Origin of the sequence: Herbiconiux liukaitaii (genome assembly GCF_041927495.1) — a bacterium.
GTDB lineage: Bacteria > Actinomycetota > Actinomycetes > Actinomycetales > Microbacteriaceae > Herbiconiux > Herbiconiux liukaitaii.
Genome location: NZ_JBHFHG010000004.1, coordinates 143,344 through 167,962, shown reverse-complemented (window position 1 = coordinate 167,962; position 24,619 = coordinate 143,344). Strand labels below are relative to the sequence as shown.

Annotated in this window: 24 protein-coding genes and 1 tRNA gene; 8 read left to right on the top strand and 17 right to left on the bottom strand. The window is 70.8% G+C overall.

The genetic code is table 11. The features are described from left to right. Entirely contained in the window at window positions 1-162 is a 162-nt protein-coding gene (locus tag ACEXQC_RS08435) for a hypothetical protein (RefSeq protein ID WP_374820411.1), read from the top strand. Then, on the top strand, window positions 159-797 hold the full coding sequence (locus tag ACEXQC_RS08430) for an anthranilate synthase component II (RefSeq protein ID WP_374820409.1): 639 nt from the start codon (window positions 159-161) through the stop codon (window positions 795-797). Before ACEXQC_RS08435 ends, ACEXQC_RS08430 begins: the two co-directional genes overlap by 4 nt. Before the next feature lie 48 nt (window positions 798-845). Here ACEXQC_RS08430 and pknB read toward each other — a convergent pair whose 3' ends face one another. Genes pknB through ACEXQC_RS08395 form a run of 7 tightly spaced genes read right to left on the bottom strand, consistent with a single transcriptional unit; the run spans window position 846 to window position 9,887 of the window. Then, window positions 846-2,549, bottom strand: a complete 1,704-nt coding sequence (pknB, locus tag ACEXQC_RS08425; protein WP_374820407.1) for a Stk1 family PASTA domain-containing Ser/Thr kinase — start codon at window positions 2,547-2,549, stop codon at window positions 846-848. Then, the gene (locus ACEXQC_RS08420) at window positions 2,546-4,309 is read right to left on the bottom strand and encodes a serine/threonine-protein kinase (RefSeq protein ID WP_374820405.1); all 1,764 of its coding nucleotides are present in this window, start codon (window positions 4,307-4,309) and stop codon (window positions 2,546-2,548) included. The genes pknB and ACEXQC_RS08420 overlap by 4 nt, the downstream gene beginning before the upstream one ends. After that, on the bottom strand, window positions 4,306-5,757 hold the full coding sequence (locus tag ACEXQC_RS08415; protein WP_374820403.1) for a peptidoglycan D,D-transpeptidase FtsI family protein: 1,452 nt from the start codon (window positions 5,755-5,757) through the stop codon (window positions 4,306-4,308). Before ACEXQC_RS08415 ends, ACEXQC_RS08420 begins: the two co-directional genes overlap by 4 nt. 4 nt (window positions 5,758-5,761) lie before the next feature. Continuing rightward, window positions 5,762-7,168 (bottom strand): FtsW/RodA/SpoVE family cell cycle protein, encoded by a 1,407-nt coding sequence (locus ACEXQC_RS08410; protein ID WP_374820402.1) that lies wholly within the window; start codon window positions 7,166-7,168, stop codon window positions 5,762-5,764. Next, window positions 7,165-8,544 (bottom strand): PP2C family protein-serine/threonine phosphatase, encoded by a 1,380-nt coding sequence (locus ACEXQC_RS08405; protein ID WP_374820400.1) that lies wholly within the window; start codon window positions 8,542-8,544, stop codon window positions 7,165-7,167. Before ACEXQC_RS08405 ends, ACEXQC_RS08410 begins: the two co-directional genes overlap by 4 nt. A gap of 4 nt (window positions 8,545-8,548) precedes the next feature. Then, window positions 8,549-9,118, bottom strand: coding sequence for an FHA domain-containing protein FhaB/FipA (locus ACEXQC_RS08400; protein ID WP_374820398.1), 570 nt, complete (start codon window positions 9,116-9,118; stop codon window positions 8,549-8,551). A gap of 10 nt (window positions 9,119-9,128) precedes the next feature. Beyond that, complete coding sequence (locus ACEXQC_RS08395) at window positions 9,129-9,887, bottom strand: FHA domain-containing protein (RefSeq protein ID WP_374820396.1); 759 nt, start codon at window positions 9,885-9,887, stop codon at window positions 9,129-9,131. A 221-nt stretch (window positions 9,888-10,108) separates the two neighbouring features. On the opposite strand from ACEXQC_RS08395, the gene ACEXQC_RS08390 reads away from it, so the two are divergent. Then, window positions 10,109-10,192, top strand: a tRNA-Leu gene (locus tag ACEXQC_RS08390). 123 nt (window positions 10,193-10,315) lie between these two features. Further along, window positions 10,316-10,738 (top strand): hypothetical protein, encoded by a 423-nt coding sequence (locus ACEXQC_RS08385; protein ID WP_374820394.1) that lies wholly within the window; start codon window positions 10,316-10,318, stop codon window positions 10,736-10,738. Between the two features lie 17 nt (window positions 10,739-10,755). Here ACEXQC_RS08385 and ACEXQC_RS08380 read toward each other — a convergent pair whose 3' ends face one another. The 3 genes from ACEXQC_RS08380 to ACEXQC_RS08370 all read right to left on the bottom strand — a co-directional run bounded on the left by ACEXQC_RS08380 (window position 10,756) and on the right by ACEXQC_RS08370 (window position 13,934). Further along, the gene (locus tag ACEXQC_RS08380) at window positions 10,756-11,556 is read right to left on the bottom strand and encodes an alpha/beta hydrolase (RefSeq protein ID WP_374820392.1); all 801 of its coding nucleotides are present in this window, start codon (window positions 11,554-11,556) and stop codon (window positions 10,756-10,758) included. Beyond that, the gene (locus ACEXQC_RS08375; RefSeq protein WP_374820390.1) at window positions 11,553-13,172 is read right to left on the bottom strand and encodes a hypothetical protein; all 1,620 of its coding nucleotides are present in this window, start codon (window positions 13,170-13,172) and stop codon (window positions 11,553-11,555) included. The genes ACEXQC_RS08380 and ACEXQC_RS08375 overlap by 4 nt, the downstream gene beginning before the upstream one ends. 90 nt (window positions 13,173-13,262) lie before the next feature. Beyond that, window positions 13,263-13,934 carry an HAD hydrolase-like protein gene (locus tag ACEXQC_RS08370; protein WP_374820388.1) on the bottom strand — a complete coding sequence of 224 codons (672 nt, stop codon included), beginning with the start codon at window positions 13,932-13,934 and terminating at the stop codon, window positions 13,263-13,265. Window positions 13,935-14,010: 76 nt separating this feature from the next. On the opposite strand from ACEXQC_RS08370, the gene ACEXQC_RS08365 reads away from it, so the two are divergent. Then, window positions 14,011-15,186 (top strand): SLC13 family permease, encoded by a 1,176-nt coding sequence (locus ACEXQC_RS08365; protein WP_374820386.1) that lies wholly within the window; start codon window positions 14,011-14,013, stop codon window positions 15,184-15,186. 18 nt (window positions 15,187-15,204) lie between these two features. Here ACEXQC_RS08365 and ACEXQC_RS08360 read toward each other — a convergent pair whose 3' ends face one another. Genes ACEXQC_RS08360 through ACEXQC_RS08350 form a run of 3 tightly spaced genes read right to left on the bottom strand, consistent with a single transcriptional unit; the run spans window position 15,205 to window position 16,820 of the window. Next, a complete protein-coding gene (locus ACEXQC_RS08360; protein WP_374820384.1) occupies window positions 15,205-15,603 on the bottom strand; it encodes an SseB family protein in 399 nt (132 codons plus the stop codon). Between the two features lie 9 nt (window positions 15,604-15,612). After that, a complete protein-coding gene (gene nucS / locus ACEXQC_RS08355; protein ID WP_374820382.1) occupies window positions 15,613-16,308 on the bottom strand; it encodes an endonuclease NucS in 696 nt (231 codons plus the stop codon). Then, window positions 16,305-16,820, bottom strand: coding sequence for a MarR family winged helix-turn-helix transcriptional regulator (locus tag ACEXQC_RS08350; RefSeq protein WP_374820380.1), 516 nt, complete (start codon window positions 16,818-16,820; stop codon window positions 16,305-16,307). Before ACEXQC_RS08350 ends, nucS begins: the two co-directional genes overlap by 4 nt. A 104-nt stretch (window positions 16,821-16,924) precedes the next feature. On the opposite strand from ACEXQC_RS08350, the gene ACEXQC_RS08345 reads away from it, so the two are divergent. Continuing rightward, window positions 16,925-17,716 (top strand): SDR family NAD(P)-dependent oxidoreductase, encoded by a 792-nt coding sequence (locus ACEXQC_RS08345; RefSeq protein WP_374820378.1) that lies wholly within the window; start codon window positions 16,925-16,927, stop codon window positions 17,714-17,716. 5 nt (window positions 17,717-17,721) lie between these two features. On the opposite strand, the gene ACEXQC_RS08340 is transcribed toward ACEXQC_RS08345, so the two are convergent. Then, window positions 17,722-18,999 (bottom strand): MFS transporter, encoded by a 1,278-nt coding sequence (locus ACEXQC_RS08340; protein WP_374820376.1) that lies wholly within the window; start codon window positions 18,997-18,999, stop codon window positions 17,722-17,724. Between the two features lie 56 nt (window positions 19,000-19,055). Here ACEXQC_RS08340 and ACEXQC_RS08335 point away from each other — a divergent pair, with 56 nt between their 5' ends. Together ACEXQC_RS08335 and ACEXQC_RS08330 are read left to right on the top strand one after the other, a co-directional pair. Then, window positions 19,056-20,420 (top strand): LacI family DNA-binding transcriptional regulator, encoded by a 1,365-nt coding sequence (locus tag ACEXQC_RS08335; RefSeq protein ID WP_374820374.1) that lies wholly within the window; start codon window positions 19,056-19,058, stop codon window positions 20,418-20,420. A gap of 109 nt (window positions 20,421-20,529) precedes the next feature. After that, window positions 20,530-21,432: an MBL fold metallo-hydrolase gene (locus tag ACEXQC_RS08330; RefSeq protein WP_374820372.1), complete on the top strand. Its 903-nt coding sequence runs from the start codon at window positions 20,530-20,532 to the stop codon at window positions 21,430-21,432. 202 nt (window positions 21,433-21,634) lie between these two features. On the opposite strand, the gene ACEXQC_RS08325 is transcribed toward ACEXQC_RS08330, so the two are convergent. From ACEXQC_RS08325 to ACEXQC_RS08315, 3 genes are read right to left on the bottom strand one after another with little or no spacing between them, the layout of a single operon-like run. After that, window positions 21,635-22,855 (bottom strand): type II toxin-antitoxin system HipA family toxin, encoded by a 1,221-nt coding sequence (locus ACEXQC_RS08325; RefSeq protein ID WP_374820370.1) that lies wholly within the window; start codon window positions 22,853-22,855, stop codon window positions 21,635-21,637. Then, window positions 22,845-23,192 carry a helix-turn-helix transcriptional regulator gene (locus tag ACEXQC_RS08320; RefSeq protein ID WP_374820368.1) on the bottom strand — a complete coding sequence of 116 codons (348 nt, stop codon included), beginning with the start codon at window positions 23,190-23,192 and terminating at the stop codon, window positions 22,845-22,847. The genes ACEXQC_RS08325 and ACEXQC_RS08320 overlap by 11 nt, the downstream gene beginning before the upstream one ends. 48 nt (window positions 23,193-23,240) lie before the next feature. Continuing rightward, a complete protein-coding gene (locus ACEXQC_RS08315; protein ID WP_374820366.1) occupies window positions 23,241-24,593 on the bottom strand; it encodes an MATE family efflux transporter in 1,353 nt (450 codons plus the stop codon). Between the last annotated feature and the right edge of the window lie 26 nt (window positions 24,594-24,619).

Genomic DNA, 24,619 nt, shown 5'->3' with positions numbered 1-24,619 from the left:
ATGTACGCAGCCTTGTGGGGCATTCTGCCCGGACCGTTGTGGGTTCGCATCCTGATCGTGATCGTGCTGCTCGCAGCCGTGCTCTTCGCGCTCTCGACCTGGGTCTTCCCGTGGATCGACGACCTCACCACGCCCGCGCAGGACGTGACGGTGGGCGAATGACCAGGGTTCTGGTCGTCGACAACTACGACAGCTTCGTCTACACGCTGAACGGCTACCTGCAGCAGCTGGGTGCCGAGACGGACGTGGTGCGCAACGACTCGTTCGAAGCCGCCGACGCCGCGGCCACCATCGCCGAGTACGACGCGGTGCTGCTCTCGCCCGGTCCCGGCAAGCCCTCCGACGCCGGCGTCTCCATCCCGGTCGTCTTCGCGGCTCTCGAGAGCGGCACTCCGCTGCTCGGGGTGTGCCTCGGCCACCAGGCCATCGCCGAGGCCATGGGCGCCACGGTCACGAACGCCGAAGAGCTCATGCACGGCAAGACCTCGGTCATCCGTCACGATTCGAGCCCCTTCTACGAGGGTGTGGCCGATGGCTTCACCGCCACGAGGTACCACTCGCTCGCCGTGGTCGACGGCACCGTGCCCGAGAGCCTCGTGGTGAACGCGCGCACCGAGGGCGGCGTGATCATGGGCCTCCGGCACGTGGAGTCGCCTGTCTACGGCGTGCAGTTCCACCCCGAGTCTGTGCTCACCGAGGGCGGCTACACGATGCTCGGCAACTGGCTCGCCGTGGCCGGGCTCGAGGATGCGCCGGCGAAGGCCTCAGTGCTCAGCCCGCTGCTCCGAGCCGTCTAACGCCCACCGCCCACCGCTGACCTCAGACAGCGGGCCGCGGGCCTATGATCAGACGCCGGTGCAGTACCGGATGACGATCTCGGAGCCCTGAGCCGCGTCGCCCTCGGCGATCGACTGCGACGAGACGGGATTGGCGGGCTGCTGCGGGCACCCCGGATCCTGTTCCACGCGCACCTGCAGTCGAGCGGTGTCGGTGAGAGTGGCGGCCGCGACGTCGATCGGCTGACCCGCGACATCCGGAACCGACACGAGACCGCTCGACACCACGAGGTCGATGGTGTCGCCCCGGAACGCATCGACCGCACCGGCGGGATCCGTGCGGATGACCACGTTGGGCGGCACGTCGGGGGAGTTCTCCACGATCGTCTGACCCACCACGAAGCCCGCCGAGGTGAGAGCGGTGGTGGCCTGCTCGAGCGCCTGACCCTGCAGAGCGGGCACGGGCACGCTCTGTCGGCCGAGCGAGACGCGCACCTCGATGACGGTCTCGGGGCCCACGATGGTGCCGGAGGGGGGATCGGTGTCGATGACCTGGCCCTCGGGGATCGTGTCGTGGTAGACGTCGTAGCGCGCCGTGACCAGGTCGAGCTGCTGCAGCGTGGCGTCGGCGGCGTCGAAGCTCTGCCCCGTCATGGTGGGCACCTCGCGCGACATCGACGGCAGCTCGTCGCTCGGCTGCAGGGTGAGCACCCAGAACACGATCGCCACGAGGATGACGGCGACCGAGGCGATGCCCGCCCAGATCCAGACCACGGGAGGCCTGGACTGCGTGCGCACCGAGTACTCGTCGTCTCCGGCGAGCTGGGTGAGAGCGGACTCGGACCCCTGCGCGAGGCTCGGCGGTGCGCCGAAGAGGGAGGACTGGAAGTCGTCGGCCGGCAGGCGCTTCGACGGGATCTTGCCCGCCCCGGCGATCTCGAGATCGGCACGGAACTCCACGGCGCTCTGGAAGCGCGCGAAGCGGTCCTTGGCGAGGGCGTGCAGCACGACCTGGTCGATGGCCGGCGAGACGAGGGGATTGATGCTCGAGGGAGCGACGGGCATCTCGCTGACGTGCTGGTACGCCACCGCCACCGGGGTCTCGCCCTTGAACGGCGGCTCACCCGTGAGCATCTCGAAGAGCACCACTCCGGTGGAGTAGAGGTCGGTGCGCGCGTCGACCGACTCGCCACGAGCCTGCTCGGGCGAGAAGTACTGGGCGGTGCCGAGGATGGCGGTGGTCTGCGCCACCGTGGCCGAGGAATCGGAGATGGCGCGGGCGATGCCGAAGTCCATGACCTTCACCTGGCCGCCATGGGTGACCATGACGTTGCCCGGCTTGATGTCGCGGTGCACGACACCTGCGCGGTGCGAGTACTCGAGCGCGGTGAGGATGCCCTCGGTGATTCGGATGGCCTCGGCCGAGTCGACGGGGCCCTCGCGGATCAGGTCTTTGAGGAGCTTGCCCTCCACGAACTCCATGACGATGAAGGGCACGACGCCCTCGAAGCCGCCGGCCTCGGCCACGCGCTCCTCGCCCGCGTCGAACACGCGCACGATGGTGGGGTGCGCCATGCGCGAGGCGGCCTGCGCCTCCTGACGGAACCGCGTGCGGAAGATCGGATCCCCGGCGAGCGACGACTTGAGCAGCTTGATGGCCACCTGTCGACCCAGCCGCTCGTCACGGCCCGAGTAGACGTTGGACATGCCGCCGCGGCCGATGAGCTCGCCGAGGCGATACCTTCCGGCGAGCAGGCGGTTGTCGTCGGTCACTGCGCGGGCGTGTCGGTCGGAGCCGGCGTAGGCGCCGGTGTGGTGGTCGTGATGCTCAGAGCCGGCGAGAAGCCGGAGGCCGAGCCGGAGCACGTGACGTTGTACTTGATCTCGATCGTGGCGCCCGGTTCGGTGGGTGCCTGCAGGGTGGCCGAGTTGCTCGTGCCCGGCGCGATCGTGACGGTCGCGTTGGTGGACTCCACCGAGTAGGTGTCGAGCGTGGTGCCTGACGGGCAGCTGTACGACGTCCAGTTGACGACGAAGACCCCGCCGGGGGCGACGGTGCCGCTGCTCACTCCGGTTCCGCCCACGGGAGCGCTCGTGGGTGCGTCGGGCACGATGACATCGCCGTAGACAGTGAGCTCGACCGTTTCGCCCTTCGGTACGTTGCCCACCGGGGTGGCCTGGTAGACGAAGTCGACCTGGTCGGCCGTGGGGGCGGCGTTGCCGACGATGCGTGCGGCGCTGAGGCCCTGCTGCGACAGGATGGCCGCCGCGTCGTCGAACGACTTGCCGCGGAGGTCGGCCTCGGAGACCACGACGGTGTTCGACGTCGGTGTGGGCGTCGGCGTGGAGCTCGTAGGTGTGGTGGTGGGGGTGGTCTGCGTGGCGGGCGTCGTGGTGGCGGGCGCGCTGCCGCCGCTCGACTGCACCACGAGGGCCACGATGGTGCCCACGAGCACGAGCCCGAGGATGATGATGAGCACGATGAGCGGCCAGGTCCACGGGCTGCGCTTCTTGGGCTCGACGTCCTCGTCGACGGTCTCGACGAGCGGCTGCCCCGCCGGGATGGCGGGAGCGGCACTCGCGGCCCCCGGGGTGGAGAGCAGCTGGGTGGCCTGGGTGGTGGAACCCGGGGCCGGCATGAGCGAGGTCGCCATGGTGGGCGGCAGCGGCTCGTTGCCGAGAACGGCGGGCACGGCGGCCGCGGCGGAGGCGATGTCGCCCCGGCGGAGCGCCATGGCGGCGCGCGCGAGGGCGCCCGTGGAGGTGGGCCGGTCGTCCGGCTTCTTGGCGATGCACGAGAGCACGAGGTTGCGCACCGGCTCGGCGACCGTGACGGGCAGGTCGGGCGGGGTCTCGTTGATCTGCGCCATCGCGATGGCGACCTGCGACTCGCCCGTGAACGGACGCTTGCCCGCGAGGCACTCGTAGGCCACGATGCCGAGCGAGTAGATGTCGGTGGTGGGCGAGGCCGGCTGACCGCTGGCCTGCTCGGGCGAGAGGTACTGCACCGTGCCCATGACCTGACCGGTGGCCGTGAGGGGCACCTGGTCGGCGATGCGGGCGATGCCGAAGTCGGTGATCTTGACCCGGCCGTCCGGCGTGATGAGCAGGTTGCCCGGCTTGATGTCGCGGTGCACGAGGCCGGCGGCGTGCGCGGCCTGCAGGGCGAGCGCGGTCTGGGCCACGATGTCGAGCACTCGATCCGTCGAGAGCACGTGCTCCCGCTCGAGGATGGTGGAGAGCGCCTCACCGGGCACGAGCTCCATGACGAGGTAGGCGCTGCCCTCCTCCTCGCCGTAGTCGAAGACGTTGGCGATGCCCTCGTGGTTGACGAGAGCGGCGTGGCGGGCCTCGGCGCGGAAGCGCTCGAGGAACCCGGGATCGCCGAGGTACTCGTCTTTGAGGATCTTGATGGCGACAGTGCGCCCGATCACCAGATCGGTGGCCTGCCAGACCTCTCCCATGCCTCCGATGGCGATACGGCTGGACAGCTCGTACCGACCCCCGAAAGTCACCCCTGCTGTGGGTCTCATCTACTCAAGCCCGCCTCTAGTACTCGTTGTGCGATCGGTGCGGCCACTTCGTTGCCTGAACCGGATTGACCCAATCCACCGCCATCTTCCACGACCACCGCGACGGCGATCCGTGGGTTGTCCGCCGGCGCGAAACCGGTGAACCACAGCGTGTAGGGATCGCCTTCCCCGTTCTCCGCAGTGCCGGTCTTACCGGCCACACTGACCCCATCTATTCTTGCATTAGTCGCCGCGCCGGAATCGACTGCCTCGACCATGAGCGACGAAAGTGTCGAAGCTGTTATAGAACTCAGCGGCGTGCTGAACTCCTCGGCTTCGAAGCTCTCGAGCACGCTCAGATCCGGTGCCCTGATCTCGTCGACGAGGGTGGGGGTCATGAGCGTTCCGCCGTTCGCGACCGCGGCGGAGAGCATGGCGATCTGCAGCGGAGTGGCCACGTCGCTGCCCTGGCCGAAGGCCGAGAGCGCCACCTGGGCGTCGTCGAGACCGCGCGGGTACTCGCTCGGCGAGACATCCATGGGCACCGACAGCTCGGCACCGAAGCCGAAGGCGTTCGCCATGTCGCCGAGAGCCGACTCGCCGATCTCGATGCCCAGTTCGGCCATCGGGATGTTGCACGAGAGCACGAAGGCGGTGGCGATGGTGGTGGAGTCGCCCCCGCCGCACGTGCCGCCGCCCGCGTTGCTCACGGTGTTGCTGCTGCCGGGCAGGGGGAGACGCGCGAGGTTGGGCTCGGCATGGTCGACCGGGAGCCCCGCGTTCTGCAGCGCCGCCGCGGTGGTGACCACCTTGAAGGTCGACCCAGGGGGGTACAGCGCGTTGATGGACTTGTTGATGAGCGGATCGCCGTCGGCCGCGAGCAGCGTGTCATAGGTGTCGATGACCTGCTGCGTGTCGTGCACCGCGAGGGTGTTGGGGTCGTAGTCGGGCTTCGAGACCATGGCCAGGATCTTGCCGGTGGAGGGCTCGATGGCCACGACGGCGCCCCGCTGGTCGCCGAGCGCATCGTAGGCGGCCTGCTGGATGACGGGATCGATCGTGAGCTCGACCGAGGCGCCCTGCGGGTTCTGCCCGGTGACGAGCCGGTTGAGGTAGTCGAGGAACTGCGACTCGCTCGTGCCGGAGAGGTAGTCGTTGAGCGATTGCTCGATCTGGGTCGACCCCTGGTCGAGCGTGTAGTACCCGGTGACCGCGCTGTAGAGCGGGCCGGAGGGGTAGGTGCGCTGGTACTTGAACTCGTCGTTCGTGGGCACCGAGACCGCCACGGGCTGGCCGTCGACGAGGATCGCGCCGCGCTCGGTGTCGTAGCCCGCGTAGATCGCCCTGGCGTTCCTGGCGTCGTCGTCGAGGTTGCCCGCCTGGAAGAACTGGATGATCGTGGTCGACACGAACAGGGCCGCGAACATGAGGAAGACGACGACGCTCACGCGTTTGAGTTCTCGGGTCACGGGTCTAGATCACCAGCCTCGGCTGATTGCGCACTGTGTCCGAGAGCCGGAGCAGCAGCGCCACGATGATCCAGTTGGCCACGAGCGACGATCCGCCCGCCGCCATGAACGGCGTGGTGAGGCCCGTGAGCGGGATGACGCGCGTGACGCCGCCGATCACGATGAAGCACTGCAGCGCGAGGGTGAACGACAGGCCCACGCCGAGCAGCCGACCGAAGTCGTCCTGACCGGCGAAGCTGATGCGGAAGCCGCGTGAGACGAAGAGCAGGTAGAGCGCGAGGATGGCGAACATGCCCGCGAGCCCGAGCTCCTCGCCGAGCGAGGCGATGATGTAGTCGCTCTGCGCGAGAGGCGTGATGTCGGGGCGGCCCTGGCCGAGCCCCGTGCCGATCATGCCGCCGTTGGCGAGGCCGAAGAGGCCCTGCACGAGCTGGTAGCTGCCGCCGATGGAGTCGTAGTTCTCGGGGTTGAAGGCGTCGAACCAGTTCGTGAAGCGGTCGTTGACGTAGGTGAGCACCTGGCCGGCGATCACGCCTCCCGCCAGGAAGAGCCCGACACCGAGCACGACCCAGCTGGCGCGACCGGTGGAGACGTAGATCATCACCACGAACAGCCCGAAGTAGAGGAGCGCCGTGCCGAGGTCGCGTTGGAAGATGATGACCGACATCGAGAGCACCCAGAGCACGAGGATCGGCCCCAGGTCGCGGGCCCTCGGGAAGCGCATGCCGAGGACCTTGGTGCCGACCATCGAGAGGCTGTCGCGCCGCGACACGAGGTAGCCGGCGAAGAACACGGCCAGGGCGATCTTCGCCACTTCGCCGGGCTGGAAGGAGAAGGCGCCGATGTGGATCCACACGCGCGCGCCGTTGATCTCCTGGCCGATGAAGGGGAGCATCGGCAGGAGCAGCAGCACGGCGGCCACGAACATGGCGATGTAGGTGTAGCGCTGCAGCACGCGGTGGTTGCGGATGACGAGGATGACGCCGATCGAGAGCACCACGGCCACCGCGGTCCACACCACCTGGCGCACGGCCGTGCTCTCCCAGCCGACGAGCTCCTCGGCGATGTCGATGCGGTAGATCATCGCGATGCCGATGCCGTTGAGCAGGGCGGCGATCGGGAGGATGAACGGATCGGCGTTGGTGGCCACGAAGCGCAGCGCGATGTGCATGCCGAACACGAGGATCGACAGCCCGGCACCTAGGTAGAGCACCGTGCTGTCTACGGCGCCGAGAGCGCCGAGCTGCACGAGGACCACCGCGGAGGCGTTGACCGCGCAGACCACGATGATGAGGAACAGCTCGAGGTTGCGCAGCTTCTGCGGAACGCGGATGCGGCGGATGCCCTTGGTGGACGTCTGGTCCGGCCGGTCGGCCGCGGCCGAGGGTGCGGGGGAGGTGGCGCTCGTCACGGGGTCGTCACCTCGCCGGCGGGTGGGGCCTCGGAGGGGGCCGGGGCGGGGGCCGTGGTGGTGGGAGTGGGCGTGGCGGTGCCGGTGGGCGCACCGGTCGAGTCGCCCTCGGGGTCGACGTCCTGATCGATGCCGGTCGCCGCCGCATCGCTCAGCCGCTTGACGATCTCGAGGGCGGCCGTGACCGAGTCGGCGCTGATGGTGTTCTCGACCTGACGCTTCGTGTACGGAGGCAGCATGTCCGTCTCGATGTCGGTCTCCTGGAAGACGTGCGAGAGCGGGATGGGGCCGATGCTCTGCTGCACACCCTGGTAGATGGCCACGTACGGGCCGGACTGGCTCACGTAGTAACGGGTCTGGGTCCACTGGTAGCCGGCGTAGAGCACGCCTGCCACGATGCCGAGCACGATCAGCACACCCACGAGCCACGTGGCCTTGCGGCGGCGACCGCGGCGGCGATCCTCCTCGATGAGCTCGTCGAGGTAGTCCTCGGAGCCGGGCTCGAAGTGGCTGGGGCCCGAGCTCGCGGGGCTCCGCGGGTGCAGTCGCAGACCCGGGATGCGGGAGGTGCGGCGGCCGACGGTCTGCTCGAAGGCGATGGGCTTGGCGGCCGATCCGACCGTGACCGGCTCGACCTCGGGCACCTCGATGGACTGGTGCACGTCGACGACGACGACCGTGACGTTGTCGGGGGCCCCGTGGTCGAGGCTCACCTTGAGGAGCGCATCCGCTGCGTCTCCCGGCGTGATGTTGGCCTTGAGGATCTCTTCGATCTCGTCGTGCTCGACCACGCCCGAGAGGCCGTCGGAGCACAGCATCCACCGGTCGCCCGGGCGGGTGTCCATGACCTGCAGGTCGACCTCGGGGGCCGCATCCACGTCGCCGAGCACCCGCATGAGCACCGAGCGGCGCGGATGGGTCTTGGCCTCCTCGGCCGTGATCCTTCCCGAGTCGACAAGTCGCTGCACGAACGTGTGGTCGACCGTGATCTGGGTGAGCACGTCTTCGCGAAGGCGGTAGACGCGAGAGTCGCCGATGTGGGCGAGGGCCACACTGTGCCCGACGCGCACGAGGGCGCTGAGCGTGGTGCCCATGCCGGTGAGTTCCGGATGCTCGTAGACGGTCTCGGTGAGCACGGCGTTGGCCGCCGTGATGGCCTCCTGCAGCGCGAACTCGGCATCGACCGCAGAGTTGTACTCGCCGTCGATCTCGATCAGGCGGGTGAGGGCGAGGGCGCTCGCCACATCGCCACCCGCGTGACCGCCCATGCCGTCGGCCACCGCGAACAGAGTCTGGCCCGCGAAGCCCGAGTCCTGGTTGTTGGAGCGGATCTTGCCCACGTGGGACACAGCCGCGCTCACGGTCACGATCGCCATAGGCTCACCGTCGGAGTTCGAAGCTCGTGGCGCCGATGCGGATCGGCGTGTTCAACGGCACGTGCACGGGAGCTGAGACGCGATTGCCGTCGAGGAAGGTGCCGTTCGTGGAGTCGAGATCCTGGATGACCCACTCGTCGCCCCAGATCATGAGCCTGGCGTGGTGGGTGGAGGTGTAGTCGTCGCGGATGACCACGCTCGAGTCGGAGGAGCGGCCGATGGTGAGCGGCTCGGTGCCGAGGCTGATGTCGCTGCCCGCCTTGGGGCCCGAGGTGATGACGAGGCGACCGGCGTTGCTCGTGGTGGCGCGCGGCGGCCCGCTGAGCTCGGTGCCTGGAGCCGGCACGAACTTGGGCACCTTGGGCGCGGGAGGCGGCGGGGCGGCGGGGGCCTGGGGCTGCGCCTGGGCGTTCTGCTGCCCCTGCTGCGCGCCCGCGGCCGCCGGGGCCTCCTTGAGCTTGCGCACGCGCTGGCCGAACAGGTCGGAGCGCATGGCGTAGACCACGATGAAGATGAACACCCAGAGCATCGCCAGGAAGGCGAGCTGGAGGATGAGGAGTGTGAGTTCGCTCATGATCGCCCGCCTACCGCCAGAATCCGCCGGCGTCGGGTGAGTTCGGGGCCGATCCGCTGCCTGCCGATCGGCTGCCTGCCTGCCGGGAGCCGGCCGATCCGCTGCCCGCCTGGGGCACGATGCGGAACACGATGCTCGTGCGACCGATCTGGATGACGGAATCGGGGTCGAGCGTGGCCCTCTGGAACGACCGGCCGTCGAGCTGCGATCCGTTGGTGGAGCCGAGGTCTCGCGCTTCGGCGCGCGAGCCGTCCCACAGGATCTCGACGTGCTTGCGGCTCGTGCCCGTGTCGTCGACCGTGATGTCGGCGTCGCTGCCGCGGCCGATCACGGTGCGCGACCTGGTGAGCGGATGGCGGGTGCCCGCGATGTCGACCACGGGCATCCAGCTCACGTTCTGCTGCACGTTGGCCGACTCGATCTGCATGACCCCCGTGGTGAGCTTGCCGTCGCTCACGAGGTCGATGGAGATGCCGCCGGCGAACTGGAAGCCCTGCTGCGCGGCGTGCTGCTGCACGATCTGCACGAGGTCGTCGAGGAGGGTGGGGCCGATGCCCGTCATGCGCTGGTGATCGGCGGGCGCGAGCAGAACGCGGAAGCTGTTGGGAACGAGGATGCGGTCGCGCGACACGACGGCCGCCTTGGTGTCGAGCTCGCGCTTGAGGGCTGCCGAGATCTCGACCGGCTGGAGCCCCGAGCGGAAGGTCTTCGCGAAGGCGCCGTTGACGGCGCGCTCGAGACCCTTCTCGAAGTTGTCCAGAATTCCCACGTCTTGTACGTTCCCTTTCTCGCAGCTCTCACGGCTCTCGCGGCTTTCACGGCTTCGGATTCGTGTGTCGGATGTCGCGCAGCCGGGCCTTGAAGGCGTCGACGCTACGACGATGTTACTTGTCCTGGGTGACAATTCCCCTCGTTGCGGCCTCGGGGGGCCTCGTGCGGGCCGCCGAGGTTCGCTGGGTGGCGCATGCGCATGCTAATCTCTCCTAGTTCGCGCGAGTGGCGGAATTGGCAGACGCGCTGGCTTCAGGTGCCAGTGCCCGCAAGGGCGTGGGGGTTCAAGTCCCCCCTCGCGCACGAACTGGGCCCGATCATCCGGAGTAATCCGGATGGCCGGGCCTTTTTGTGTTTTCGGTGTCGATTTAGTTGACCGAGGTCCACAATAGAGGTGTGACCCGAGAACTGAGCTCCCTTCCATCCGTGCCTACTGCTTCTACCCCTGTCGTGTCCGGCGGCTCGCGTGGGGCGCTGCATCCGCTCATGGGTGCCGAGGAGAACGTGCAGCGCATCATGCGCACGGGCACGGTGTGGTTCGGCGTGGCGGCGGGGTCGGCGGCGGTGGTGCTCGGGATGCTGCTCTCCTCCGGGTGGCGGCCCGCGCAGCTGCCGGAGGATCTGCAGGTGGTGTGGTGGATCGGCGCCTTCCTGGTGGCGCTCAGCGTGGGGCTGATCGGGTGGTCGGGGTGCCCGATCCTCGAGGTGGATGTGCCCACCGCGAGCCGCAACAAGAGCCGCACGATGCAGCTCGGGACGATGCTGTTCATCGTGGGCGGGATCGTGGCGCTGTTCGCGGTGCTGATGGGGCCGGCGGGCGCCGTCGCCGTGGCGGGGGTCGGTGCCTGAGGGTGGGTGCCTAAGGGTCAGCGCTGGGGGGCGAGGAAGGCGTCGAGCGCTGCGGTGATCTCGGTGCGGACCTGGGCGTCGGTGACGGTGGCCGATCCGTCGCCCGGCTGCAGACCGTAGTCGCCGAACTGGGCGTGGGTGGCGCCGGGGAGCTGCACGAAGATCGTGTCGGGCGGGAGGGTGGCTCGGGAGGCGTCGATCTTCGCCGGGGTGCTGAGGCCGTCGTTCTCGGCCGAGATCGAGAGCACGGGCTTGCCGAGACCGGACTCGTCGCCGGCGCAGTACGAGCCGAGGAGCACGAGGCCCTCCACCGCCTCGTCGTGCGCGTACTGGCAGGCCTTGACGCCGCCGAGGGAGTGGCCGCCCACGAACCAGTCCGTGACCTCGGGGGCAAGGGACGTGAAGTCGTCGAGCGGGCGCACCTCGAAGATCGCGAAGTTGAGTATCGGGCGCACGATCACGACGGTGGTGCCCGCGGCGGCGATTCCGCTGAGCTTCGAGGCGTAGGCGAGCGGATCGACCTTGGCGCCGGCGAGGAAGACGAGGCCGGTGCCGTCGGGGTCGGTGGGGGTGAGGATGACGTGGTCGTGTGTCCAGGTGGTGGAGACGGCGGCGTCGGCCGCGAGCTGCTGCACGGGGGTGCGCTCGGCGGCGTAGGTGATGTGGGCGTAGACGAGGAAGCCGGAGACGGAGAGGATCAGGGCTGCTGCGATGGCGGTGGCTGCCGCCTTGAGAAGGGGGTGGGGGCGGCGTGGGCGTTTGGAGGAGCTGGTGCCGTTGTCGTTGCCGTGGCTGGCGGGGCTCGGTGTGCGGCTCATGATCTGAGGCCGCTGGCGTCGTAGCGGGCGAGCGCGTCGGCGTCGGTGGCGTGGGTGGCGGCTCGGCGGGCGGCGTCGAGGGCGGCCACCGGATCGGGTTCTAGACGCGCGTGCTCGAGCTCGCGGCGGGCGCTGGCGAGGCGGGTGCGGGCCCTCGACCCGACGCTGCCGCGGCGGCCGTCGATGTACTCGCTCGCGAGGGCGATGTGGCTCTCGGCGATGGCGAGGGCGCCGCGGAGGGCGTCTCGGGCGGAGTCGAGGCGCTGCTGGGCGGAGCGGGCCACGGCGAGCGTGTCGTCGAGGGCCTCCGTGGCGGCGCTCAGCGCGTCGAGGTCGGCGGCGGGGTCGGGCAGCGCGGCGGCTCCGGCGGCCCCGGCGGCGGGCTGCGGCTGCACGGGGGTGGATGCGGTTGGGGCGGCGGGGTGCGGCTGCTCGGGGGTGGGCGCGGTCTGGTCGGCAGGGCGCTGGAGTCCGGGGGTGGATGCGGCCGGGGCGGCGGGGTGTGGGGGCTCGGCGGCGGGGGTGGTTGCTTCGAGGGTGGCGGTGAGGTGAGCGGCGGCTGCTGCGATGCGGTCGGCGGTGGGCTGGTCTTCCACGGTCGCCGCGAGGTGGGCCGCTTCGGCCAGGCGGGTGCGGCTGTGGAGGAGCGCCGCATCGCGTGCGGCTGTGGAGGAGAGGAGCGTCTCGCGCATCCGCTCGACCGAGTTGAGGAGTGCGCGGCCGGCGCGCATCCGTGACTCCGCTCTCTCGACCCGGCGGGCGACCGAGGCCAGGGGGTCGTTCTGGAGGGACTGCTCGGCGTCGTCGGCGATGGCCTGGGAGTCGTCGAAGGCCTCGGCGGCGGCGCGGTCGTTGCCGGCCACCGTGGCGAGGGCGGCGGGGGCGTAGCGGGCGGCGAGGTCGGCGAGCAGGGCGGGCGCCTCGGGGAGGCGGCTCCGCTGGGTGGCGAGGTCGTCGCGCAGGCGGGAGAGGGAGGCGGGCGCGGAGGTCTCGCGGCGGCGGCGCTCGCCGAAGACGCGCGACTGGGAGGCCACGAGGGCGAGGGCGGAGTCGGTGAGCGAGAGGATGCGCTTGCTCCGCTCGCGCTGCTGCTGCTCGGAGTCGGGCACGTGGTCGTCGAGCTGCTGCTGCAGGGCGAATGCCTCTGAGGCGCGGCGCTCGGCGGTGTCGAGGGCGTCGGAGAAGTCGTGCACGCTCTCGTCGCCGAACTCGGCTCGGGCGAAGAGGAGTTCCTGGCGGCCTTCGCGGAGGGCGTCGTCCATGCGCACGAGCTGGATGGCGGCCTCGCGGAGCAGATCGTCGATGCTCACGCGCACGGGCGCGCCGCCGCCGATCTCGGGCTCGCCGGAGCCGTTCGCGCCTATGCGCGGGCGGCCTGCGCCACCGCGGATGCCTGTGCCGCCCGTGCCGCCGCGGTCGCGATCGCCTCGGGAGCCGAAGAGGCCGCCGGCCGCGCCAGTGCGTCCCGATCCGCCCGCCCGGCCCGATCCGCCCGCGCCCCCGGACCCGTCGCGGCTGCGGCGCCGGCTCCGCCTCGTGAGCACGCTCGACATCGCGGCGAGGCCGATGACCACGACGCCCAGCACCACGAGGCTCGGAATGAGGGATTCACCCATGCCCGCATTCTACGAACTCCGCCCGGCCACCCCTGACACCCCCCGCCCGAATGGGTGGTGGCGAGTCGATGGTTGCGCGGGGAGTAGGGACTAGAGGAGGGCTGTGCGGAGTTGGTCTACGGAGTGGACCACGGCTATGGCGCCTACGGCCTCGGCGGGGGAGCCGTAGCCCCACTCGACCATGATGACCGGCACGCCGTGGGCGGCGGCGCCGTGCACGTCGTGCTCGCGGTCGCCGACCATCACGAGGTTCGAGAGGTCGATGTCCTGCTCGCGCAGGCGACGGAGCGCCTCGCCCACGACGTCGGCCTTGGCGCTGCGGGTCTCGTCTTCGGAGGCGCCGCAGATGACCGAGAAGCACTCGGCGATGTCGAGGTGCTCGAGGATGCGGTGCGCCTGCACCTCCGACTTCGACGTGGCGAGCGCGAGCGGGAGCCCCGCGGCGTGCAGCGCTCGCACGAGGCCGAGCATGCCGGGGTAGACCGCCGCGTCATCCTGCGGGCCCTCTGAGGCCGCGAAGGCGCGGTAGACCCTGAGCGCCTCCTGGGCCTCGGCGGGGTTCATCGAACCCACGTCGCGGAATCCGTCGAGGATGGGCGGACCCACGAACGCCACGAGCTGCGCGGGCGCCGGCACCGGGCGCCCCATCGCCTCGAGGGTGCGCGAGAGCCGCCCGATGATGCCGGGGGCCGAGTCGGTGATGGTGCCGTCGAGATCGAAGAGGATGCACGACCACGGCTTGGCAGGGTTCTGTCGAGTCACCCGGCAATCCTAGGGTCGAGGCCGGTGCGCCCTGAAAACGGGCACCCGACGGCGGAGGTTCTAGAGTGGCCGCAGGATGGTTGCTTTCGCTCTGCAGCGGCTCGGTGCGCTGATCACGCTGCTGCTTCTGGCGGCGGCGGCCGTCGTGGTCGCCACGGGAGCCCTGCCGTGGGCCGACGTGACCGAACTGGCGGGCCGCGTGCTCCCCGTGCTGGCCTTCGTGGTGGCCATCACCGTGGTGGCCGAACTCGCGAGCGCAGCCGGAGTCTTCACGGCCCTCGCCGAGCGGATGGCGGGCTGGGGCCGTGGCCGGGTCGCCGTGCTCTGGGTGCTCGTGATCGTGCTCGCGGTGGTCAGCACGGCCTTCCTCTCGCTCGACACCACCGCCGTGCTCGTGACTCCCGTGGTGGTGGTGCTCGCCCTGCACATCGGGGTCTCGCCCATCCCGTTCGCCCTGGCGACCGTGTGGCTCGCGAACACGGCCTCGCTCTTCCTGCCGGTCTCGAACCTCACGAACCTGCTCGCCGCGCGGAGCTTCGAGGGGGGAACGGCGGCGTTCGTGGCCGCCGCGTGGGCGCCGGCGCTCACCGGGGTGCTCGCGAGTGCGGGCATCCTGACCCTCGTCTACCGGCGATCGCTGCGCGGCCGCTTCGAGCTGCCGGAGCGCACGCCCATCGGCGACCGGCCCCTGCTCGTGTACTCGGCGATCGTGGTGGTGCTGCTGCTCCCGATGCTCGTCTCGGGCATCGAGGTGGCGATCGTGGCGGGGGTCGCCGCGGTGCTGCTGCTCGGCGCCTTCCTCGTGCGAGACCGCTCGGCACTCAAGGTCTCGCTCGTGCCGTGGCAGGCGCTGGGGATCGCCGCCGGCCTCTTCGTGCTCGTCGAGGCGGCTCAGGTGAACGGTCTCGAACGACTTCTCTCGGCCGTGAGCGGACAGGGCGACGACCCCCTGAGCCTGCTGCACCTCGCCGCGGTGGGTGCCCTCGGCGCGAACGCCATCAACAACCTGCCGGCCTATCTCGTGCTCGAACCGCAGGCCGCGGGCGACACCACCCGGCTTGTGGCCCTGCTGATCGGCGTGAACCTGGGGCCGCTCGTGACGCCGTGGGCCTCGCTCGCCACCCTGCTGTGGCACCAGCGGCTCGTGGCGCTCGGCGTGCGCATCTCATGGCCGCGCTTCATGGGGCTGGGGCTCATCGGAGTGGTGGTCATCGTGCCGCTCGCCGTGGTGGCGCTCGCTCTGCTGGGCTGACGCGGGCGCGGGCGCGGTTCAGGAGACGAAGTCGCGCTTGATCACCTGGGCCAGAGAGCCCGGGTCGAACTGCACCGCCACGAAGTCGGCCGTGTGCACGAGCGCGAGCGCCTCCGCGGCGGGCAGGATCATCGCCTGCGCCGTGGCCCGCGCCTCCTCGGGCACCGCGAGCCGGAGCTCCGCGATCGACGTGAAGAGGGGCAGCACGAGCTCGCCGCTCGTGGAGAGGAGGGTGCGCACCTGCGGATCCGCCGCCTCCGTGGTGCCCGAGATGTCGACCACGATGCCGCCCGTGCGCAGGGCCGCGAGGAGCGCGTCGAGCGTGGTGCGGTTGGGCAGCGCGGCGAAGGTCTCGAGAGCCTTGCGCAGCGGTCGGTTCGCATACGACTTGGGGAAGGCGGGGGTGCGGGAGGCCACGCGACCAGCCTAGAAGAGCCGGGAGTCGGCGTCGTCGAGGCCGCGCATGGCGTCGTAGTCGAGCACGAGGCAGCGGATGCCGCGATCCTCGGCGAGGGTGCGGGCCTGCGGCTTGATCTCCTGCGCCGCGAACACCCCGCGCACCGGCGAGAGGTGGGGATCCCGGTTCATGAGCTCGAGGTAGCGGGTGAGCTGCTCGACCCCGTCGATGTCGCCGCGGCGCTTGATCTCGACGGCCACGGCCGATCCGATCGCATCCCGCGCCAGGATGTCGACCGGCCCGATCGCCGTCATGTACTCGCGGCGCACGAGCGTGTGCCCGTCGCCGAGGAGGTCGATCTGCTCGGCGAGGAGCTTCTGCAGGTGCGCCTCCACGCCGTCCTTCACGAGGCCGGGATCGATGCCGAGCTCGTGCGAGGAGTCGTGCAGCACCTCGTGGATCGACACGACGAGCATGTCGTCGGTCTTCTTCTGGGTGACCTTCCACAGCTCGGTGATGCCGGCCTCGAGCTGGTCGGCATCGGGCTCGAGGGTGGTGATCGAGCAGGGCGGGCTCATCCAGTTGAGCGGCTTGTAGCTGAGGGAGTCGCTGTGCACGAGCACCGAGCCGTCCGCCTTGAGCATGAGGAGCCTGGTGGCCAGAGGCAGGTGGGCACTGAGCCGCCCGGCGTAGTCCACGGAGCAGCGGGCGATGACGAGTCTCACTGGCCCAGAATAGTCGGCGGGCGAGCCTCGGACGGCCGCCAGCCCTCCTCGTCGCGGATCGCGCGCATCATCCGCCGGCTGATGGCGCGGAGCTGCCGCGTCTGAGCCTCCGTCAACGGGTCGAGGACCAGCCGGTGCACGAGCCGCTCGTGGCCGGGCGACGCGGAGCGGAAGGTCTCGAGCCCCGCCTCGGTGAGGGCCGCGAGGGTGGATCGCCCGTCGTCGGGATCGGGTTCGCGAGTCGCCCACCCTCTCGCCTCGAGGCGCGACACGGCGCGGGAGATGCGTGAGAGCGAGCTGTTCGCGTAGTGCGCGAGCACGGCCAGGCGGAGGGAGTGGCCGGGTGCGTCGGCCAGGGCGAACAGCAGCCCGTACTCGAAGTGCGTGAGGCCGGAGTCGCGCTGCAGCTGGGCGTCGAGGGCGGCGGGGAGCCACTCGAGAAGGGTGGCCAGGGCGGACCAGGTCTCGAGGCCATCGCCGCTGAGAAGGGCGGCGTCGTGGGTGTCCGGCATGTCTGAACTCTACGCGAACGGTGCGGGTGCGCGGATTTCATTTACTTGCTTGATCACGTATCACTGCTACGGTTTCACGTGACTGAGCAACTGAATGGAGAGTCATGGATCTGGGACTGACGGGCAAGCGGGCGTTCGTGAGCGGCTCGACGCAGGGCATCGGCTATGCGATCGCGAAGGCCCTGCTCGAGGAGGGGGCCACGGTGGTCGTCAACGGACGAGCGGACGGCCGGGTGCGGACTGCCGTCGAGAGCCTGGCGCGCGACGTCCCGGGGGCCGCGGTCTCCGGCCTCGCAGCCGACTTCGAGGATCCGGAGCAGGTGCGGGGCCTGCTGGCGTCGCTCGGCGAGGTGGACATCCTGGTGAACAACGTCGGCCTCTTCGATGTCGCTCCGTTCGGAGACGTCGACGACGCCGAGTGGCAGCGCTACTTCGGCGTCAACGTGATGAGCGGCGTGCGCCTCTCTCGGCACCTGCTGCCGGCGATGCTGGCGAACGGGTGGGGGCGGATCCTCTTCATCGGCAGCGAATCGGGGGTGAACATCCCGGCCGACATGGTGCACTACGGCGTGACGAAGGCGGCGATGCTGGCTCTCGGCAACGGTCTGGCGAAGCTCACCCGGGGGACCGAGGTCACCGTGAACACGATCCTCGGCGGCCCGACCTACTCGGACGGTGTGGCCGGCACCATCGAGCGGATCGCGGAGGCTCAGGCGATGGAGGCGGAGCAGCTCAAGGCCGCCATCATCGGCGGCAACAGCACGACTCTTCTCGAGCGGTTCCTCGAGCCGCAGGAGATCGCGCACCTCGCCGTGTATCTGGCGAGCCCGCTCTCCTCCGCCACGAACGGCGCGGCTCTGCGGGCCGACGGGGGCGTGCTGACGACGATGATCTGAGGCGTTTACCGGGTGCTGCTGCGGATGCGCGTCTGCTCGCGCGCGGCCGGGGAGGCGAGGCCCGCCACCACCACGAGCACGAGCACGAGCATGAGCGCGTTAAGGATGCCGAACTCGTTGCCGAGCAGGCCGATCACCGGCGGGCCCACGAGGAACGCGACGTAGCCGATGATCGCCACGGCGCTCACCCGCGCGGCCGAGAGCTTGGGGTCGTCGGTGTCGGCGGCGGCCGACATGCCCACCGGGAAGCCGAGCGAGCATCCGATGGCCCAGAGCGCGACGCCGACGTACGCGATCCACGGCTCGGGGGCGAAGATGAACATCGCGATGCCCGCCACGCCGATCGCGGCGGTCACGCGCAGCACGGGCACCCGGCCGAAGCGGTCGAGCACGGGGCCGCCGAGCACGCGGCCTGCGGTCATCGAGACCGTGAAGAGGCCGAAGATGATGGCCGCCGTGGTGTTGGACTGGTCGTAGCCGTCGACGACGGCGATGGTGAGCCAGTCGTTGGCCGAGCCCTCGGCGAAGGCCATGCCGAGCATGATGAGGCCGATGAAGAGGAGTCGCACGTCTTTCCAGACGGCGAGGCTCTCGAGGAGGCGGCGGGTGAGGGGCTGCTTGACGGGGGCGGCGGTTTTGGCGGTGCCGGTGGTGCCTGCCGCGCTCTCGACCTCGGCCTCGACTCCCCGCGGCACGAAGCGGATGGCGGCGACCGCGCTCGCCACGATGATGACGGCGACGACGGGGAGGTGCACGGCCACGGGCACGCCGAATCCGGAGGCGAGAGCACCGAGCCCTGCTCCCGCCACGGTGCCGAAGCTGAAGAAGGCGTGCATGAGCGGCAGGATCGTCTTGCCGATGGCGCGCTCGGCGGCGGCGCCCTCGACGTTCATCATGACGTCGACGGCACCGTTGCCGAAGCCGGCCAGGGCGAGACCGACAGCCACCACGGGCACCGAGACGAGCAGGTCGGCGCCCAGCCCGATGACGGCGAGGCCGCCTGCCACCACGCACAGCACCACGAGCATGCCCGCGCGGGCGCCGATGCGGTGCATGAGCGGGGGTGCCACGACGAGCCCGACGACGCTGCCGGCCGAGAGGGCGAAGATGAGCAGGCCGAGCTGGGCGGTGTCGAGGCCGAGCTCGTCGCGCACGGCGGGGAGGCGGGCGACCCAGCTGGCGAGCGAGAGGCCGCTCAGGGCGAAGATGACGAAGAGGGCGTTGCGCCAGGCGTGCAGCTGGCGGAGCGTGAGGCCCAGGGAGGGCGCGGGGTTGCTCGTCATGGTTCTCCCGGGGGTCGAATCGATTTGATCGAATCGATTCGACTACAGTAGCAAGCATGTCTGGTTCCGATCAACCACGCGCGACGCTGCAGGATGTGGCGCGGCTCGCGGGCGTGAGTCGTTCTACCGCGTCGCTCGCGTTCAGCGGGGCCGGGCCCGTCTCGGAGGCCACGCGCGCTCGGGTGATGGCGGCCTCCGCCGAGCTCGGGTACTCGGGGCCGGATCCGCGGGCGCGATCGCTGCGGCAGGGGCGCTCGGGTGTGGTGGGGATCGTGTTCGACGAGGGGCTGCTGAGCGCGTTCCGCGATCCGGTGAACGTGGCCACGCTCGACGGCATCGCGACGGGGCTGGGCGACGGGAGCAACGGGCTGCTGCTGCTCACCGAGACAGGGGCGGTGGAGTCGAGCATCGCGTCGGCCGCGATCGATGCGGCGGTGCTCATGGGGTGCTCGCCCGTGTTCGACCGCGTGGTGCTCGAGCTGCGGCGGCGGGGGGTGCCCGTGGTCTCGATCGAGGGCGGCCCGGCCGGCCGCTCGACCGCAGCCCCCGCTGCCCCCGCTGCTTCGGCGGATGCGCGGACGCCAGGGCTGGTGGATGCGAAGCCGGCGGATGCGGCGACGCCCGGGCTGGTGGATGCGGAGCCGGCGGATGTGGGACGGGTGGACGCGGGCCTGGTGGGTGCACGCGAGGGCGGCCCGCAGGGTGAGCCGGCCATCGAGTCGGGTGCCGGGCCGGATGGCGTGCCGGGCGGCGGATCGACGGCGGGGCCCGGGCTGGTGGATGTGGCGCTCGACAACGTGGAGGCCTCCGAGGCGCTGGCGCGGCATCTGCACGGGCTCGGGCATCGGCGGGTGGGGGTGCTGACCCTCGCGACCGATGCCGAGCGGGAGACGGGACCGGTGACGCCCGAGCGCGAGGCCGGCATGACGACGGCGGTGACGGCGGATCGGCTGCGCGGGGTGCGGCGGGTGTTCCCGGATGCCGTGGCGGTGTCGAGCGGGTTCAACTCCGTGGAGGAGGCGGTGCGTGGCGCACGCCTGCTGCTGGCGCCAGCGGACCCCGGCGATCCACAGGCCACCCTGCCGGGTGCTACCGATCCGGGCGTGGCCGGGCGGGCGCAGGGCGGTGAGCGGCCGACGGCGGTGCTGGCGCAGAGCGATCTGCTGGCGGTGGGGGTGCTGCAGGTGGCCGCGGAGCTCGGGCTGCGCGTGCCGGAGGACCTGAGTCTGACGGGGTTCGACGGCGTGCCGATCGAGGGGCTCGCGGGCTACGACCTCACGACCATGGTGCAGCCGGCGGGTGAGAAGGGCCGCGAGGCCGGGCGGGCGGTGCGCGCGCTCATCGCGGGGGAGGACGTGTCGTCGGTGGTCTTCCATTGCGAGTTCCACCTCGGCGCCACGACGGCCCCGCCCCCCGCCTGACCACGACGACCCTCCCGCGGGCGCCTGCGCATCCGCCCGACCCGCGGGGTGGGAGCGAGGGTGAGGCGGGTCGCGGGTGGCGGGCCTCTCGGACTGGGAGACTGGGGGGATGCTGCTCACCGTGCTCGGAACCGCCACGCCGTACCCGCGCCCGGACGAGCCCTGCTCCGGCTACCTCCTGCAGAGCGGGACCGCGCCCTCTGAACCGAGCACGCCGTCGGATGGCGACCTGCGGGATCCTGCCGCCGGCGGCACGGGCGCGGCTGAAGGTGCCGGTGCGGGTGAGCGCACGTGCGTGTGGGTCGACGCGGGCACCGGCACGCTCGCGGAGTTGCAGCGACACATCGGGCTGGGCGAACTCGACGCCATCTGGATCTCCCATCGCCATGCCGACCACTCCGCCGACCTGCTCGTGGCCTACTACGCACTCCGCTTCGCCGACCCCGCGCTACGCCCGACCCGGCCGATCCCGCTCATCGGGCCCGAGGGGCTGCTCGAGCGGCTCGCGGCATTCCTCGGGCCGAACGCGGTGGAGGAGCTGCCGCGGGTGTTCGACTTCCGCCCCATGAGCGGTTTCGGCGAGGCGCGCTTCGGGGCTCTCACCCTCTCGTGGGGGCCCGTGCAGCACGGCGTGCCCGCCTTCGGGCTCACCGTGGACGAGGCCCTGCCCGACACCGTGGACGAGACCGTGGACGATGGCCTGCCCGAGCGTCGCCGCCGCTTCGCCTACTCAGGCGACTCGGCCCCGTGCCTCTCGCTCGAGGAGATCGCCGAGGAGGCCGACCTGCTGCTCCTCGAGTGCGGCTACGACGGAGCCCCCTCGCGCGAGGAGGCCCCCGCCCACCACACGCCGGAGGACGCCGGCCGCACCGCCACCACCGCCCGAGCCGCCCACCTCGTGCTCACCCACCGCGCCGACACCGTGACCGCCCCCGACGCGGTCGCCCGCGCCGCCGCCCACTTCACGGGCCCCATCTCCACCGCCACCCGAGCCGCCACCTTCCCCGTCTGACCCGGCCCGCCCGACCACCGCCCGCCCGGCCGCACCGCCCCGCCCCGCCCCGGCTCCGGCCCGCCCGCCCGGCTCCGGCCTGCCCGCCCCGGCTCCGGCCCGCCCAACCCCGGCCCACCCAACCTCCACCCGCCTGACGCCGGCCCGTCTGTAGCCGGCTTTGGGCCGGTGGCCACACGTGCACCGGCATCCCGTGAGCCGGCTACAGACCGTAGAGACTGCCGGGGTTCAGGAACTGGCGGTGCCAGAGGGCTTTTCTGTCGGCGGCAGTGAGGCGTCCGAAGTCGGCCGCCTCGTCCCATCCTGTGCGGATCCCGTCGATGAGATCCGACACGATCACCCGCGCCTTCTCCTCGGAGAGCCCGTAGACGCGGGCGACCCGGATGAGTTCGGCCAGGTTGCTTGAGCGCTCTCCCTCTCGGCCGTAGGCGATCGCCTGGCTCGCGGTCTCGCCGTGCCGATTCATCGGACTCAGGTCGTAGGCCGGCGTGAGGGTGAGGCCGGCGCCGTCCCAGAACGCCGCGTGATTGCGGAGGTGATCATCGGTGTTGCTGATCGCGATGTTGAATGCGATGCGCCTGAACAGCTGTGCCCCGACATCCGACAGGCCCTTGCTGTGGCGCTTGAGTGTGTCGAGGATGTCGGGGTAGGTGCCGTAGCGGAAGGTCGTCTCATCCCGACCGAGCATGGTGAGTGCCGACACCACCATCCTCCGCCCACCGGCGGCCGAACGGTCGAACCGGCGCAGCAGCAGCACGTCTCTGTTGAGCGAACTCACCACCTTCATGTCGGGCACCTCGATTCCCACCCTCCGAGCGAGGTGGGCAGCCGCTGCTTCAGCCCCGACCACGGAGTAGAGGTCGGTCGACGTCGAGAACTTGGCGATGTACTGGATACCGCCGTCGGTGATGAGCGCCTTAGGTCGCGCCCCACCGATGGCCGTGCCGTCTTGAAGAGCCGCCGCCAGGGCTGGGGGAACCGGCTTGCCCTCCTCCACGAGGCGGGCCGCCTGCTGCAGCTCGTCGAGGGTCGCCGTGTCATCGCGGGGCACGTACTCGGTGGCGCTCTGCTGGAAGTCCACGGCACCGAAACGGTTCGAACCCGAGGCGAGCAGGTAGGTGAGTTCGGTGGGCTGCGTGGATTCCGGGTCGCCGAAGAGGCGGCTGTTGATGACTCGGCGCCCCCACGAATCGGGGGAAGCGTCTCGCAACGCGCCCGGCATGCCGAGGTCTCCCGACGGCGGGAACTGCCGGTCGGTGAGGGGGAGCTCAGGGGCATAGAGGCTCACCGCCTCCGGGCGGGCGAGGTACCTCGTGCCGTAGGTGAACCAGAGCCCTCCCGATGCGGGTGCCAGGAGCCCCGCAGGGATCGGCTCGGTCTCTCCGGGGAGCCAGACCCAGACGTAGGCCCGATCAGAAGTCACGGTCTGCATCCGTCAACGCAGGGGCCTTCGGGCGAACACGGGTGGGAAGGAGTGCGAGTCGATCGGCGCCCGCGCGGCGGAGACGGCTGAGCTCCGCATCGGTCTCCGCGCCGAAGAGCGGCACACCGGCGGCCGCAGCCACATTGAAGACGTTGCCGATGGCCACCGTGGGCTTGCCCGCCTCGATCGCCGCGAGGGTCTCCAGGGAGACGTCGGCTCGTGCAGCGAGCTCGGCTGCGGTCCACTGCCGCTCGTGGCGGGCGAACCGCACCTGCTGACCGAGGATCTCGGCTGCGTCTCGAGCAGGTGGAGTGAGGGCGATGCGGTGACGTCCCATGTGGGAAGCCTAATAGTTTCGGATTAGGAGGTCTATAGTCCGAAACTATTAGGCGGGGGCGCCGGTGAGGATCCAGCGGGAGCCTCGGGCTCGGAGGCCGAGGGTGAGGGCTCGGGCTCCGATGTAGCCGAGGCCGAAGGCCAGCCAGAGCCAGACGAGGGCAGGGATGCCGGCGACATCGGTGCCGGCGCCACCGGCGGTGCCGGCGGTGTGGATCACCGCTACCGCCGTGAGGAGTGGGGCGTAGAGGGCCAGGTTCACGAGGCCCGTGAGTGCGAGGTAGCGGGCATCGCCCGCGCCGATCAGCACGCCGTCGAGCACGAAGACGTAGCCGGCGAGCGGGATGCCCACCGCCATCGCCAGCAGCACCGCCGTCACGGCCCCCTGCACCGAGGGCGACGGCGAGAACACCGGCCCCGCGAACGGCGCGACGACCGCCAGCAGCGCCCCGAGCACCACCCCCGCCAGCACTCCCCACCGGATGAGCCGCCGCGTGACCGCGTGCACGCGCGGCACATCCGAGGCCCCGAGCCCGTGCCCGATCATCGCCTGCCCCGCGATCGCGAGCGAATCCAGCACGAACGCGAGCGTGCTGAAGATCGTCATGGCGATCTGGAACGCCGCCAGCGAGGTCACCCCGAACCCGGCCGCCACCGCGATCGAGGCCAGCAGCGCCGCACGCAGACTCGCCGTGCGCAGCAGCAGCCACCCGCCGGCGCTCGCCGCCCCGCCCACCCCGTCGAGTCCCGGCCGCAGCGTCACGCCCACCCGCCGGGCGGCCCGCACGGCGATGACCACGTAGACCGCCGCCATGCCCCACTGCGCGAGCACCGTGCCGATCGCCGACCCCGCGATGCCCCACCCGAATCCGTAGATGAAGAGCGCGTTCAGCAGCGCATTCACCGCGAAGCCGCCCACGGCCACCACGAGCGGGGTGCGGGTGTCCTGCAGCCCGCGCAGCAGCCCGGTGGCGGCGATCACGAGCAGCATTCCCGGCAACCCGATGAGCGAGATCGTGAGGTAGGTGGTGGCCGCCTCCGAGACGGCCGCCGTGGATCCGAACAGCCGCACCACCGACCCCGCGAGCGGCCACCCCACCAGGGCGAGCGCGATGCCCGTGCCGAGCGCGAGCCACATCCCGTCGATGCCCGCCTTGACGGCTCCCGCCGTGTCACCGGCCCCCAGCCGACGCGCGACCGCCGGCGTGGTGGCGTAGGCGAGGAAGATGAGCAGCCCCACGACCGTCTGCAGCACCGCCCCCGCCACCCCGAGCGCGGCGAGCGGGGTCTCGCCGAGGTGCCCCACGAGCGCCGTGTCGGTGAGCAGGAAGAGCGGCTCGGCCACGAGAGCGCCGAGGGCGGGCACCGCGAGCCGCAGGATGTCGCGGTCGATCGTCTGCACCGGCCCAGCCTAGGACTCCGGATCGT